General features: G+C 64.4%; 6 protein-coding genes. 4 read left to right on the top strand and 2 right to left on the bottom strand.

Features of this window, described 5'->3' with window-relative positions; all coding sequences use genetic code 11:
• Positions 1–4: 4 nt before the first annotated feature.
• Complete coding sequence (locus tag HPY44_07125; GenBank protein ID NSW55764.1) at positions 5–2602, bottom strand: hypothetical protein; 2598 nt, start codon at positions 2600–2602, stop codon at positions 5–7.
• A gap of 247 nt (positions 2603–2849) precedes the next feature.
• Between HPY44_07125 and HPY44_07120 the strand changes: the two genes are divergently transcribed.
• Genes HPY44_07120 through HPY44_07105 form a run of 4 tightly spaced genes read left to right on the top strand, consistent with a single transcriptional unit; the run spans position 2850 to position 14238 of the window.
• Positions 2850–3953, top strand: a complete 1104-nt coding sequence (locus HPY44_07120) for a Gfo/Idh/MocA family oxidoreductase (GenBank protein NSW55763.1) — start codon at positions 2850–2852, stop codon at positions 3951–3953.
• Between the two features lie 55 nt (positions 3954–4008).
• Positions 4009–8331 carry a carbohydrate-binding family 9-like protein gene (locus HPY44_07115; protein NSW55762.1) on the top strand — a complete coding sequence of 1441 codons (4323 nt, stop codon included), beginning with the start codon at positions 4009–4011 and terminating at the stop codon, positions 8329–8331.
• Between the two features lie 26 nt (positions 8332–8357).
• On the top strand, positions 8358–12794 hold the full coding sequence (locus HPY44_07110) for a DEAD/DEAH box helicase (protein ID NSW55761.1): 4437 nt from the start codon (positions 8358–8360) through the stop codon (positions 12792–12794).
• Positions 12795–12834: 40 nt separating this feature from the next.
• Positions 12835–14238 (top strand): cellulase family glycosylhydrolase, encoded by a 1404-nt coding sequence (locus tag HPY44_07105; GenBank protein ID NSW55760.1) that lies wholly within the window; start codon positions 12835–12837, stop codon positions 14236–14238.
• Between the two features lie 72 nt (positions 14239–14310).
• On the opposite strand, the gene HPY44_07100 is transcribed toward HPY44_07105, so the two are convergent.
• Entirely contained in the window at positions 14311–15279 is a 969-nt protein-coding gene (locus HPY44_07100) for a hypothetical protein (GenBank protein NSW55759.1), read from the bottom strand.
• Between the last annotated feature and the right edge of the window lie 202 nt (positions 15280–15481).

Here is a 15481-nt window from a genome sequence, read left to right as displayed (position 1 = left end):
TGTCTCACTCCCTCACATAGCGCGCGGTTGAGAAGATGGCTTCCATTTCCCGCACGGCCTGCTCGTATGCAGCTCGAGTCGTGGCTTCGAGGGTCTCGACATCGTACTTCGCGGCATCCCTCGGGTTGACTTCGACGCCGACGAAAGCAGTCGCGTTTAGCCAGTACTCCCCGGCCGTTGAGGTGTACTGGACTCGCATGGTGCGCAGGTAGGGGGCGATCTTGTTGGGCTCGACCATTTCGACCGTGTCAGGTGGAGACAGGCTCGAACCCGGGTTGGTCGTGATCTTGCCGAACAGGTCCAGCTGCGCCACGAGCACCTGCGCCAGCCGGTTCCCCTGGGTCTTTGCGAGATCCATGGGTCGGCTGTCTTGCGGGCCGAAGCCCATCTGCACCTGCCATTCCTGCGGGCTGACGCACACGAAAGCGTATGTCTTCGTGTTGTAGCGTCCGCTTCCAGACCTGGCTTCGCCCTCGCGCACGAGTTCCAGTGCGTATGGCCGATGCTCATTGCCCAGGTGGTCCCGAACCGGGGTGTTCAGGTAACTGCGCAGACGCTGGGCCCAGTTGGCATTGGGCGGCGGCGAATCGGAGGTCACGCGGACCCAGCCCGGCCGGGCGTCGGCGACATAGCCGCGAACAGCAGGCTGTTCAAGATCACCGTCCACCAGCACATCCACTACCGCTTTGAGCTCCCGCCGCAGAAGCACCCGGTGGGGCTCCGGCGGCTGGATGTCGGGACTTACTGCTTCGAAGCGCACGGTGAGCACCACCGGGTGCACGCCCGGCTTGTCGAAGGTGTACCGGCGCTGTATGTCCGTGGTGGTCATGTCCTCCATGACGCCCTCGGGCTGCCAGATCCAGTCCTCCGCCAGCACCGCTCGCTTCCCGCAGAGAATCTTGAGGATTTCCTCCATGCGTGTGAGCTTCGCACCCAGTTTCCTGTCGCGGCTGCGGGCTTTGACGGTGACCTGCACCGGGCGGCCCTCATACTTGGCAGGGCAGGGCTCGTAGCTCAGGAGCATGGGCGTGTGCAGGGCATCGGCGGCCAGTTCGACGTATTCGCTGACCAGCATGTCCCGCTGCCAGCGCCAGGCATCGCGGATTACCGGCCAGCATCTGCCGTACATGGCGTTTGCGACGGACATGTCCACGTTTTCCGTCACACCGCCCATATTCCGTCGGCTGGCCCGCAGGCACTGCCCGAACACCAACGAGGAAAGGCGGGCCTCAACGTGCCAGCCCCGCACCAGATCATCGAGGGTGAAGCGGCGCCGGGGATCGTCTTCGTCACTGTCGCGGCCAAGTGCCGTGTATACCCCGGCCATGAGGTCCCAGGGTTCCTGGGATGCGGCCGCCATCTCGTACCCGGCGGCCTCAGCTTCCTTCATAATCGCATTCGTCATGTCCATGAGCAGCGAGACCGGGAGCGACGCCAGGCTCACCGCGAGCGGCCCGGCAGCCCTGATCGCCTCGCCCACTCCTCCCTCACCTGCGGCCTGCGCCGTACCTTTGACCGCCATGTACACGGTGAACGCGGTTACCAGCTGGTCCATGCTGACCGCGCCGCTGACCTTGGACTGGGCAGTCCTCAATAGGCGCCCCAGTTCGTTGCCGGCCTCGACACCATCTAGCATGATCCGCTGATACATTCGCCCCATCGGTCCGGCCTTGGCATAGCTCTTCAGGATCGAGGCCTCCGTGGCAGCCTGTGAGAGTAGACGGGCAACATCGTCTCCCAGGTCGGCCAGGCGGGCAGGATTGGCCTTGAGGAGTTCGCGCACGGATTTGAGTTGCTCGCGGAGAGCGTTGCTGGTAGGCAGTCGAGCCAGGTCTCGCGACTTGAGCAGATCCCGCTCGATGCGCTCCAGGTACTTGGCCACCTTGTCGCCGCGTCCGTGTGCGCACTCCTCGATGGCGTGCTCCACCCACTGCAGCGCGGTGTCAGCGGTGCCTGCGGTGGTGAAGGTGCGCACGCCCTCGGACATATGAGTGAGGTCTGTCATGCCCGTGATGCAACGGCCGTTGGGGGCCTTGTAGAAGAGACGGCCCTTGGCCTTCTCATAGTATTGGGTGAAGGCTCGAGAGCCCTCACCATAGAGGCCCTCGGACAGTTCCTTGATAGGCGTATTCCGGGTGATCGGCCCGGTATGTCCGAGGTTAGGGACCGCACCGTTCCTGGTGAACACCCAGGCGGCGTCATCGATATCGTCCACCGCGCCCATGAGTTGGCTGGGCGGGTACAGATTCGTGCGCGACAGGACAGAGGCAGCGTCATCGCCGAACTCCGCCTTGATCAGCTCCGTCAGCTTCTGGCGCGCTTCCAGCCACTTCCGGTCGGGAGCCCCCGCGCCTTTGGGCAGAACAAGACGCAGGTCGTGGTCCGACGTGGCGGGATTGTACGAACTGCCGTCGATCCACGAGCCCAGACCGATCACTTCGTATCCCGTGGTCTCCACAAACTGCCTGACCACGTTCTGCACGCGCAGGTGGGGCGACTGCGCGAAGACGGGGGCGATCGCGACCAGGATCAGAGCCGCGGGCAGGCCGCAACTGAGCAGAATCGGCAGGCGCGACACTCGGCGCGAAAGGCTCGTGCGCAACCTTGTGGCCTCCTCAAGATAACTCCGGGAATCAGCGAACCTCCGCGAGGAAGCGGGGGCAAAGCTGTCAGGCGCAGACCAAGAGGCACTTCCAGGAGAACTATTGGACGGGGTATCCGCAGAGTCCTTCCGAACTTTGACCTGCCGGCTTCAACTGGAGGCAGGTCATCCCCAACGCCAGTGGAAACAAACTTGCAGACACTGTCATGAGCGTGTGACTCATTACCAACAGAAGAGGGGCAGTTCAATGGCTGAGGACATTCGAATTGGCATCATCGGCGTGGGTATGATCGGCAAGAGCCACATCAACGGCTACGCAAAGGTTCCGGGCGCTAAGATCGTCGCGGTTGCGGACGTGAACGAGGCCGAGGCGAAGAAGGTCGCGGCCGAGCACGGGATCCCCCAGGTATTCACGAACTTCCGTGATCTGCTGGCGCTGGACGAGATCGACGCGGTGGATGTCTGCCTGCACAACAACCTGCACAGCCCGGTGACCATCGCCGCGTTGGAAGCGGGGAAGCACGTGTACTGCGAGAAGCCCATGGCGGGCGCGTATGTGGACGCGAAGAACATGTACGACACCGCCAAGACCACCGGCAAGAAGCTGCACATCCAGCTTTCCACGCTGTACAGCAAGGAACACAAGACCGCCCGCAGACTCATCTGCGACGGCGCACTCGGGAGGCTGTATTACGCGCGATCCTTCGGGTTCCGCAGGCGTGGCCGGCCTTTCGTGGATGGCTACGGCACCGCGCCTTTCGTGCAGAAAGCCCAGGCGGGCGGCGGGGCGCTGTATGACATGGGCGTCTACCACATAGCCCAGGTGCTCGACCTGCTGGGCAATCCCCGGGTGGAGACCATAAGCGGAGCGACCCACCAGGAAGTGCCCATGTACGAACACAAGGCGAAGGAAGCGGGCTATGACGTGGAGGAGATGGGCCTGGGGTTCGTGCGCCTCGCCGGAGGCATCTCTCTGTCCATCGAGGAAAGCTGGGCGGTGCATTACGACAACTCGGAGTCCAGCAAGATCCTGGGCGCGAAGGGCGGCCTGAAACTCAGCCCCCTGACCCTCTTCTCCACCGTCGGAGACGTGGAGTACAGCGCATCGGTGGATATCGACGGCACCGACTTCCGCTGGCATCGCTGGACCGAGAACTACAGTGCTTACGACAGCTCTCAGCACCACTGGGTCGCCGCTCTCCAGGGCACCGTGGAGCTCATTGACACGGCCGGGATCGGGCTGAACGTGATGCTCATCAGCCAGGGGATCTACCTGTCACAGAAGCTGGGCCGCGAAGTCACCGCTGATGAAGTATTGGAGCACTCGGTCTCCACGGCGGTAGAAGTGTAGCGCCTGACGCCGGACGCGACGCGTCGACAACCCGGACGGTTACGAGGTGCCTGCCATGGAAAACGCCGGGCTCACCTTCACCATCAGGGGTGCTCTCGCCTGCGTGTTGTTTGCTGCGGGCCTTGCCGGCGCCGCTCTCGCCGCTGGCCTGCCCTACGGTGTGGGCCAGTGGGAAGAGCGCGGACAGGGCAACCACCGCGCGGTCCTGCGGGTGAACGAGAAGGCCGACGCTGTCCGCGCCCAGATCCAGTGGCGGCGACGGGACCAGAACCCCGAGCGTAAGGACATCCGCATCGTGGACCTGACAACCGGCCAACGCGTGCTGAACCGCGTCTGCGTCCGGGTCGAGCGCGAGTCCGGCGATCTGATTTTCCAGCCGGCAACGGTCCCCGGGGAATACGCGGTGTACTACCTTCCGTACAACCCGGGTACCGGGAACTTCGACGACCCCGGCACGTACTTCGAGCCGGAAGAGACGGCCGAAGCCGACTGGATTGCCCGTAACGGGCTGTCGCCTCAGGCGCTGGAGAAAGGCGACTGGCGGTCGCTTCCCCGTGCCGAGGTCCTGCGCATTGAGGCGCGAGGCGAGTTCCACCGAATGGACCCGATGGAGGTCATTGCCACTCGCGCCGAGACCGAGGCGGTGCTCGCGGCCCACCCGAACGAGCGCTACCTGCTCTTCCCGGAAGACCGGAAGTACCCCATCCGGATGTTCGAAGACATCCCGCTGAAGTGGGCGGAGAGCGGTCCTTCCACTTCATTCCAGGGCACTGCCCAGCCGGGCGAGTACTACGTCTTCCAGGTGGGTGTCTGGGCGGCGCGACAGGCAGTTCCCGGCCTGGATGTGGAGCTCCCGGTTCTATCTACCGCCGATGGCAAGCGTATCTCCCGAAGCCAGATCACGTGTTTCAACCTGTCCGGACGCGATTGGCTGGGCCGTCCGATGCGCCGGGACTTCTCCGTCGCCCAGGGTCAAGTGCGTGCATTGTGGTTCGGCGTCCAGATCCCGCAGGACGCAGACGGCAGCTACCGTGGCACCTTCACGATCCGTCCCGAGGGCGCTCCGCCCTGCGATGTCGCTGTGCAGATTGACGTTGCCGGCCCGGTGCTCGCGGACGGTGGCGTGAACGAGCTGTGGCGGATGTCGCGGCTCAAATGGCTCAACTCCCGCCTTGGCCTGGATGAGGAAGTGATCCCCCCGTACACTCCGCTGGAGGTTGAAGGCGACACCATCCGCTGCTTGCAGCGCGAAGTCCGGTTCGGGCCAAGCGGGCTGCCCGAAAGCATTATCAGCAAGGGGCGCGACATCCTCGCCGCACCCGTCCGTCTCGTCGCCGACAGCCCGGGTGGAACAGCCTCGGGCGGCAAATCGGAAAGCCGGACCGTGAGCAAGGCTCCGGGGATGGTTCGGCGAGTGACCCGAGTCCTTTCCCCGCAGACCGCCACAACCGTCGATTGTGCGATGGAGGCCGACGGCTGCATTCAGTACCGGGTGCGGATGAAGGCAGAGCGGGAGATCGACCTGTCCGATGTGCGCCTGGAGATCCCGCTGAAGCGCGAGGTCGCCCGGTACATGATGGGCTTCGGGCGACGCGGCGGGTACAGGCCGCAGTCGCACCGCTGGAAGTGGGACATCGAGCGTGCGGACAATCAGGTCTGGCTCGGGGATGCCGACGGGGGAGTCCAGCTGTACCTGCAGGGCCCGCGGGATGTCTGGGATGTTATCAGTCTTGTGGACAGCGGCTTGCCTGAATCTTGGAGCAACGGCGGCAAGGGCGGGTGCGATATTACTGAAGAGGGCGACACCGTGATGGTGCGCGCTTACACCGGGGCGCGCACTTTGGCATCCGGCGACGAGCTTGAGTTCCGTTTCCGCCTGCTCATCACACCTTTCAAGCCCCTGGACAAGCGGCACTGGAACTGGCGCTATGGTGATGTGAACGGCGACGGCAACATCCTGCACATTCACCATGCCACCCGCGAGAATCCGTATATCAACTACCCGTTCATCGAGTGGCAGCGTCTAAAGGACACGGTTGACCGAGTGAAGAGCACGGTCAAACGAACCGACGAAGGCTCCCTGACCTACCCCGCACCGGGGAACATCAATCCTGACCGCGGGTCCCTGCACTTGCGGGTCACATTGAACTTCGACCCGCATTCGGGCGAGCCCCGACAAGCCCGGTTCAATCAGAGCCTGTTCGGCCTTGACTGGCCCAACCAGGACCAGGTGGGCTTCTACTGGAACGTGGATGACCGCGGGATGCGGGCCTACATCCGCCAGGGAGCGCCGGAGCTCAACCGATACCCGGTGCTCTTCGGGACCCACTCGCCAGACTGGGAGCAGGGCCAGCAGCATACACTGACCCTTTCCTGGGGCGATACGCTGGCCGTGTTCGTGGATGGGAAGCTCAAAGGTTCGGCGCCATACAGGGGCACGCTCCAGACGCCCCTCGACGGCGCGGTTCTGCGCCTCCGGGGTTCGGGCTTCGCCGTGGACGCCATCAAGGTGAGTGACGCGCCATACTCCGAAGGCCAGATGGTGCAGTTTGCCGCCGATGAGCATACATTGCTGCTGGACACCTTCGAGAACACAGACACTGCCTCCACACGCCCGCAGGTGAGCGCCGGCAATGAGCCCGGCCAGTTCAAGGGAGTGGTTGAACTGTCGCCGAGTGACACGGGACAGCAGGTCGTCTTCTCATCCCGGATCATCGAAGGCGCAAAGAACGGCGTAAATCTCTACTATACGGTGCGCGAACTGAGCAACTACGTGGCCGAAATGTGGCCCCTGCGCAGCCTTGGCGACGAGGTCTTCCAGACGCGCTCCGCTTTCATCTACTCGGTGGAGAAGACCATGTTCGGCACTCCTGGAGGCGGCTATCCGTGGCTTCAGGAGCACCTGGTCGCAGGCTACGTGCCCGGGTGGCGGCAGCCCCTTTGGGACGGCCAGCACGACGCCGCAATCGCCACCCAGGGCCTGTCCCGGTGGCACAACTATTACGTCGAGGGCATGCGCTGGCTCATGCAGGAGACGGGCATCGACGGACTGTACCTCGACGGGATCGGTTACGACCGTGAAATTATGAAACGCATTGCGAAGGTGATGCACGCCACCAATCCCGACTACCGCATCAACTTCCACAGCGGCAACAACTATGATTTCATGGACCGCCACACCAGCCCGGCAAACTCCTACATGGAGCACTTCCCTTACATCAGCAACCTGTGGTTCGGAGAGATGTACGACTACAATCGCGCGCCGGACTACTGGTTTGTGGAGATCAGCGGCATCCCCTTCGGGCTGACAAGCGAGATGCTCGAATACCAAACGGGTGGCAACCCTTATCGCGGCATGATCTATGGCATGACCGGCAGGTTGCACCCTTCCTGCACCCACATGTGGCGGTTCTGGGACGACTTCGGCATCCAGGACGCCGACTGGCTCGGGTACTGGTCGTCCAATTGCCCGGTGCGAACAGACCGCGCGGATGTGCTCGCAACCGTCTACCGCAAGCCAGGGCAGACGCTCATCGCCCTGGCGCACTGGCCCACCGAGCGCCCGAGGCCGGGAGCCATTGCCCAGGCCGCTGCGAGCGCGCCTGTAGTGGACGGGCGTCTCTCCCCCGGAGAGTGGGACCGCGCGGCCCGCATGACCGGGTTCACAATCCTCAATCAGGACGAGCGCGCACGGCTGCAGACGGAAGCATACGCCGCGTGGGATTCCGAGCGCCTGTACCTGGCCTTCCGGTGCAGCCTGCCTGAGGGTTTCCGGCCGCTGGCCAAAGTGACGCAGCGCGACGGCAGTGTGTGGGAGGATGACGCCATCGAGCTGTTCATCCAGCCCGACCCGGACCGGCAGGTCTACTACCAACTGGTGGGCAACTGCGCGGGCACGTTCTACGATGGAAAGGGCCTCGGCGGAGACGACTGGGACGGCGATTGGCAGTACGCGGCATCTGCGGGCGAGGGTGGCTGGGAGGCGGAGGCCGGCATCCCCTGGCGCTCGCTGGGGATGAACGCCCCGGAGGAGGGCACGACCATCGGCATCAACATCTGCCGCGATCAGCAGACCCCGAGCAAGTCTCTGTCTTGCTGGGCGCCGGTGGGAGGGTCATTCCATGATCCGGAACAGTTCGGCAGGCTGACGCTTTCGGTTGGCACGCCATCCACCCGCCAGAGCACGGAGGAGCCCAGAGCGGCGGACATGCCAAAGGTCCGGCTGCAGATTGACTGGCAGGCGCTGGGCCTCGACCCGGCGAAAGCGAAGCTGACCGCTCCCGCCATCCAGCATTTCCAGGGCCCCGCGGAGTTCCAACCAACGGATGCGATACCCTTCGAACCGGGCAAGGGCTGGCTGCTCATCGCCCACGAGTAACCAGTGAAGGCCCGCATGCTCGCACCATGAACGACCCGTCGGAAAGCCTCTCGCTGTTCCACCCCCTCATTGCCCGGTGGTTCCGGGAGCGCATCGGCACGCCTACCGATGTGCAGACCGAGGCGTGGCCCTTGATTGCCTCTGGAGAGCACGTTCTCGTCACCGCGCCCACCGGGAGCGGGAAGACGCTGACCGCCTTTCTCTGGGCACTCAACCAGCTCATCACGGGCGACTACCCCGAGGGCCAGTGCAGCGTCCTGTACATCTCACCATTGAAGGCGCTGAACAATGACATCCGGCGGAACCTGGAAGAGCCACTTGGCGAATTGCGCCGTCTGTTCAAGCGTGAGGGGGTGCAGTTCCCGCGCCTACGGGCGCTCACCCGCAGCGGAGACACTCCCACTGAGGACCGGCGGCGCATGGTCCGGCACCCGCCGGAGATCCTCATCACCACCCCCGAGAGCCTCAACCTGCTCCTGAGTTCCCGCGGCGGCATCTCAATCCTGGGCTCCCTGCGCACAGTGATTCTCGACGAGATCCACGGCGTCGTGGACTCCAAACGCGGGGTGCATCTCATCAGCGGCGTGGAGCGTCTTGTGCGACTGAGCGGCGAGTTCCAACGCATCGCCCTGTCCGCCACGGTGCGGCCACTGGAGCTTGTCGCCCAATATGTCGGTGGGTACCGCCTGCTGGAGAGCGGCGCTTACGAGCCACGTCCGGTCCACATCCTGCGCGGCCGATCGCAAAAGGAATACGACGTGCGGGTGCGGATGCTCAAGGGCGCCGCGGGGCACGTGGAAGAAGACCCGGTGTGGTCCCCGATAGTCCAGGAGTGTCGCGAGATCGCCCGCCGGAACCGCTCCACCCTGGTGTTCGCCAACTCCCGGCGCGTTGCCGAGAACATGACCTGGAAGATGAACGACGGGCAGAAGGAACTCCTGGCCTACGCCCACCACGGTTCACTGTCTCGGGAGATTCGCACCGAAGTGGAGCGGCGTCTGAAGGCCGGTGAACTCAGGGCCATCGTGGCCACCAGTTCGCTGGAAATGGGCATCGACATCGGCAGCCTGGACGAAGTGGTGCTGGTGCAATCGCCCCCAAGAATTTCGTCGGCAATCCAGCGCGTGGGCAGAGCCGGGCACCAGGTGGGCGAAGTCAGCCGAGCTACCCTCTTCCCTACTCACTCCCACGACCTGCTGGAAGCGGCAGTGCTTGCGCGCAGTATTCTCGACCAGGATATCGAGCCCATACGGCCTGTTCAGGGACCTCTCGACGTGCTGGCCCAGGTGCTCATCTCCATGACCGGCCTGGAGACCTGGGACATTGACGAATTGTTCGCCGAGATACGCCGCAGCTACCCCTTCCACAACATCACCCGCCGGCAGTTCGATCTCGTGCTGGACATGCTGTCGGGGCGGTATGAGGAGACTCGCATCCGAGGGCTCACCGCGAGGCTGTCGGTGGACCGCATCGACAATACCGTTGCGGCCCGTCCCGGTGCGCTGCAGGACCTGTACATCTCCGGCGGCACTATCCCGGATCGCGGCTATCTTCACCTGCGCGACCAGCGCACCAATGCGCTCATCGGGGAACTGGATGAAGAGTTCGTGTGGGAAGCAGCGCCAGGGCAGGCGATGGCCTTCGCCGCTCAAGCCTGGCGCATCGAGCGCATTACCCACAATGACGTGTTCGTGACCCCGACCGGGCGCTCCGCGGAAGACGCCCCCTTCTGGAGGGGCGAGGAATGGGGCCGCGACACCCACTTCACCACCCGGATCGCCGAGTTCCTTGAGAGTGCCGAGAACCGCCTGGACGACCCGGAGTTCGCGCGCGAATTGATGCAGCGTCACTGCCTGGACGCGGATTCCGCCCACGATCTGCTGTCCTACCTGCGGCTGCAGAAGACCTTCTGCGCAGGTGTTCTGCCGCACCGCCACCAGATTGTGGTCGAACACATCGCGGCCGGCCCGGGAAATGTGCCGGGCAGTCAGATCTGCATCCACAACTTCTGGGGTGGGACGATCAACAGACCCTTCGCCATGGCCCTCGCGCAGGCTTGGAAGGAACGGTTCGGCGTGAGGCCTGAGGTGTACCCGTCCAATGACGTGGTGGACATCGTGACGACCGAGGATGTGGACAGCGCCGAGGTCCTGTCTCTCGTAACCCGCGCGCGGCTGAACGAACTGCTCCGCAAGTCCGTGGAGGGCTCGGGGTTCTTTGGAGCGCGCTTCCGGGAATGTGCCGGGCGCGCATTGCTCATCACCCGCCACAAGATGAACCAGCGTATGCCGCTGTGGGTTACGCGCCTGCGTGCGAAAGCACTCCTCGAAGCGGTGCTGGACTACGAGGATTTCCCGATCCTGCTCGAAGCCTGGCGAACTTGCCTGCAGGACGAGTTCGACATGGAGGGGCTGCAGGAACGGCTTGAGGAGCTGGAGAGTGGCGTCACTACCTGGGCCGAGGTTCGCACCGAGCACCTGAGTCCCTTCGCCGGCGTACTGAGCTGGCGCCAGACCAACCAGTACATGTACGCCGATGACACCCCCACGGGACGCACCCAATCCCAACTTCGCAGCGACCTGTTGCGCGAAGTAGTCTTCTCGCCCTCGCTGCGACCCACGATCACGCCCGAACTCGTGGCGAGGTTCGAGAGCAAGCGCAAGCGCCTCGCGCCCGGGTACGCTCCCCAGACCGCGCGCGACATCGTGGACTGGGCCAAGGAGCGCGTCCTGATCCCGGAGAGCGAGTGGGCAGATTTGCTGGCGGCGGTGAAGCGAGACCTGGGCGCGGACCCGAATGCGCTGCTCAACGACGCCAAGGGCAAGCTGGTGTGGCTGCGACCGCCCGGCTCCGAGACGGAACTCGTGGCGGCCGTGGAGGATCTGCGCCGCGTCCTGCCTATCTGGGGACCCGGTGTCGCTGCGCGGCCGATTGCGGGGGATGGTCCCGCGCCCGCGATCACCCAGCACCCCGGCCCCGATGACGAACGACTGCTGGCCGTGCTCGGCGAGTGGTTGGGCTTCTTCGGTCCGGTGAACCCCGACCTCATCGGCAGAACCCTGGGCCTGGACCCGGAGCGGGTGGCCGAATGCGTCGAGGACCTCATCGACTCGGAGGCTGTCATCGACGGACTGCTGGTACGTAATGGCCCCGCCAATGACATCTGCGACAGCGCGAACTTCGAGACGCTGCTGCGCATGGCCCGGGCCGAGGCAGTTCCCGCTTTCGAGCCTCTTCCCGCGGAGGATCTTGCACTGTTCCTGGCCCTCAACCAGGGTCTGTGCACACCAGGCGAGGGCGCAGATGAGGTCTGGGCGACGCTGGAGCAGTTGAGCGGGTTTGAGGCTCGAGCCGAGCTCTGGGAGGAGGCCATCCTCCCCGCGCGTGTCCGGGACTACCGCCCGGCTCTGCTGGACGGGTTGATGAACGAGGGACAACTGCTGTGGATCGGGGGAGCCCGACAGAAGGTGGCTTTCTGTCTCGCAGATGACCTGGAATTGACACGCGCACACACCGCACGAAGAATGCCTGATGAACTGCGCGAGCTCTTCCAGGACCCGGACGCCCGGTATACATTGCGCGCCCTGGAGACGCGGACGGATATTGGGCCCGAGCGCCTGGCTGATGTTCTCTGGACGGCGGTGTGGAGCGGCTTCCTTACCAATGACACCGTGGCCAGTCTGCGCCGGGGCATCGCCTGCGGGTTCCGGCACACGACGGCGAGCGTATCGGAGCCTCAGCCGAGACGGGGACGGCGCGGCTTCGCTCGCCGCCCTCGTTCCGCCGGCGCCGCGCTGTATGCCGGAAGCTGGTTCCGCCTGCCCGATCCGCCCAGAGGCGAAGGGTTACTGGAAGAGGAAGAGCGCGCGAAAGACCGGGCGCGCCTGCTGCTGGAGCGCTACGGCGTCGTCTTCCGCGAGCTCCTGGTGCATGAGGGGCCGCTGTTCCGCTGGCCCGCGGTGTTTCGGGCCCTGCGGCTGATGGAGCTCTCCGGGGAGATCGTGGGCGGCAGTTTCTTCGAGGGCATTCCGGGACCGCAATTCGCTACCCCTGCCGCCCTGCGAAAGCTCCAGCGGGATCTCCCGCGCCATGCTGTCTGGTGGATCAACGCTTGCGATCCCGTCTCTCTCTGCGGAACCGCTCTGGAACCGCTCAAACACGGTCTACCAAGGCGTGTCCCCGGAAACTGGATCGTGTATGTGGGCTCCCGGAGAGCGCTTGTTATTCAGCGAGACGGGGCAGACCTGAGTTTCACTATCCCCCCCGACAGCCCGGCAATGCAGGATTGCCTGGCGCCGCTCGCGAATCTGCTGGAGCGCGATTTCCAGCCAAAGCACCGGCTTGTGGTCGCGAGGATCAACGGAGAGGCGGCGGCCGAAAGCCCGTACTCCGACGCCCTCTGTGCGCGGTTCGATGCCGTGCGCGAGTCACCGAAGATCATCCTGCGCAAGCGGGTCGGATAGCCCCGCGGGTGAAACTCGGGCACGCCGAAGGGAGACCGGCATGATGACTGCTTTCTGTGTTGGGCTGCTGATTCTCCTCACGCTCTGCGCGTGCGGAGCCCCATTGCGGCTGCACCCGGACAATCCCCACTACTTCCTTTTCCGCGGCAAAGCCGAAGTGCTCATTACCAGCGCTGAACATTACGGCGCGGTGCTCAATCTCGACTTCGACTACGTGAAGTACCTGCAGACGCTGAAGCGCGACGGGATGAACCACACCCGCACTTTCGTGGGTGCATACATGGAGCCCGAGGGCGCTTTCGGCATCGCCCGCAACACCCTTGCCCCGGCTGCCGGGAGGCTGATCTGCCCCTGGGCGCGGAGCAGTACGCCTGGCTACGCCAGGGGCGGCAACAAGTTCGACCTCACGCGGTGGGACGACGCCTACTTCGCGCGCCTGACCGACTTCGTGCAGCAGGCGTCTGATCGGGGCATCGTGGTGGAGATCAACCTGTTCTGTCCTTTCTACGGAGATGGGCAGTGGAACATCAGCCCCATGAACGCGGCGAACAATGTCAACGGCGTGGGTAAGGTGTCTCGCCAGAAGGCGTACTCCCTCACGGAGAGCGACGGCCTGCAGGCAGTCCAGGAAGCGATGACCCGGAAGGTCGTCACTGAGTTGAATGGATTCGACAACATCTTCTTCGAGATCATGAACGAGCCGTACACACGGGGTGTCCCCGATGACTGGCAACGGCGGATTGCGGTCGTCATCACGCAGACCGAGGACAGTCTACCCAACCGCCATCTCATTTCCCAGAACATCGCCAATGGCAAGGCCCAGGTGACTGACCCTCACCCGGCGGTGTCGATCCTCAACTTCCATTATGCCTGGCCGCCAGTGACGGTGGGGATGAATTACCGCCTCAACCGCGTGATCGGCGACAACGAAACCGGCTTCAAGGGCACCGCGGATGAGCACTACCGCCGGGAGGGCTGGGCGTTCATTCTCGCAGGCGGCGGGCTGTACAACAATCTGGACTACTCCTTCACCGTGGGGCATGAGGACGGAACCTTCAAGTACCCGGACAGCCAGCCCGGGGGCGGAGGGCCCGAACTGCGGAAGCAGCTGAGAGCCCTCGGGGACTTCATCCGCAGCTTCGATTTCATCCGGATGAAGCCTCTCGGGGCGGAGATCAATGCCGGTCAGGCGCGCGGGTGGGGACTGGCGGACCCGGGCAGGCAGTACGCGGTCTACCTGTACGACCCGGCGGATGAAGCCCGGGAGTTGCGCGCCGAGCTCAGCCTGGACGCGCCCCCTGGGAGCTACACGGTGCGCTGGGTGAGCCCGGTGAGCGGCGAGACGATCCAGGAGAGCACTGTGGACCATGGCGAGGGTCGATTTGAACTGACGTCGCCCGCTTTCAGCCGGGACATCGCGCTGGCGATCAGGGCGAGGCCGTGAGTCGAGGGGGGCACGTCCCTCGGCGACCCATTCCGGCCGTCACGCGAGAGCGCTGGTACGGACCGCGTCGCATCAGTCATCCACGGGGCCGGGCGGGTAGCGGTGAATCAGCTCGCGCAATCGCTCGCAGAAGTAACGGTAGTTGTCCCACGAGACATCGGGCGGTACGAAATGATCCACCGCCGGCAGGTAACGGCCGTGCTCCAGCATGAAGGGCAGCTTCGACAGCTCCCTGTCGATGGCGTCCCGGCCGTGAGCCAGCTTGCTCTTGTCAATGCCGCCGATCATCTGCAGCTTAGGATACCTGCGCCGGACTTCGGTGATATCCAGGCCCATCTGGGTCTCCCACGGGAATAAGCACGTGACGCCGCCCTCGATCCACAGGTCCAGCAGCAATCGCACATCCCCGTCGCTGTCCACCATGATAATATCCACACCCGCATCTCGCAGGGCCGCCGTGAACCGCTTGTAGCGCGGGAGCAGGAAGCGCCGGAATTGGTCTGGGCTGATGAGCGGGCCCGTCTTGAAGCACATATCCTCCCAGATGAAAAACACATCCACGGGCGCCTCGCGAAGGACACGTGGGAAGAACTCCACCCACGAATCGCACATCGTGTCCAGGATGTCTTCCAACAGCGCCGGATCATCGTAGAGAGCATACGCAAAGCCCTCGTAGCCCATGATCTGCCTCGGGCCCCCGAAGAACCCGATGGGCAGGTCGCCCGCGTAGCACGGCTCAGTGCGTACGGCGTTGGCGGCGCAGTATGCTGCCCACTGGTCGGCAGGTGGCAGGCGCCCTTCGGCGGAGGGGTCGAAACGGAACTTCTCGCGCTCCCAGTCCTCTCGGGTCTCCACGAGAAACCCCAGGAACTCGGGCATGGAGCCGCCGTCCTTGCGCCGGCGCTGGCGGACTCCGAAATGATCGATCACGATCTCCGTCTCGCCCTCGTCCTCCAGCACCCGCGCTTCGATGCCCGGGCACATGAACCCGTTCACCGGGTGCCGGTGGCGCATGTCGCCGTCGAACCCGCAGACCTGCATCCAGTCCTCATCCGGCCCAAGACCCTCGCGGCGCCAGCGTTCCAGTGTTGCCGGCCAGGGACCGAAGCATGGGAAATCGGGTAGGCGGGGTCGTTGCCGACCCCGCCTCCCACACCACCCGGCATGCGGGTCCGCACCGGGCGGTTCACGCAGCGGCAAGCGCCTCGTACCGTTCAAGTAGGCTGTGATAGCCCAGTTCCGC

This window comes from Armatimonadota bacterium (assembly GCA_013314775.1).
GTDB lineage: Bacteria > Armatimonadota > Zipacnadia > Zipacnadales > JABUFB01 > JABUFB01.
The sequence above is the reverse complement of the archived record's forward strand: the minus strand, read 5'-3'. Positions and strand labels throughout refer to the sequence as shown.

Coding starts and splice junctions, on each gene's coding strand:
- HPY44_07105 (NSW55760.1), top strand. CDS start 12,835: ATGATGACTGCTTTCTGTGTTGGGCTGCTGATTCTCCTCACGCTCTGC.
- HPY44_07115 (NSW55762.1), top strand. CDS start 4,009: ATGGAAAACGCCGGGCTCACCTTCACCATCAGGGGTGCTCTCGCCTGC.
- HPY44_07120 (NSW55763.1), top strand. CDS start 2,850: ATGGCTGAGGACATTCGAATTGGCATCATCGGCGTGGGTATGATCGGC.
- HPY44_07110 (NSW55761.1), top strand. CDS start 8,358: ATGAACGACCCGTCGGAAAGCCTCTCGCTGTTCCACCCCCTCATTGCC.
- HPY44_07100 (NSW55759.1), bottom strand. CDS start 15,279: ATGCAGGTCTGCGGGTTCGACGGCGACATGCGCCACCGGCACCCGGTG.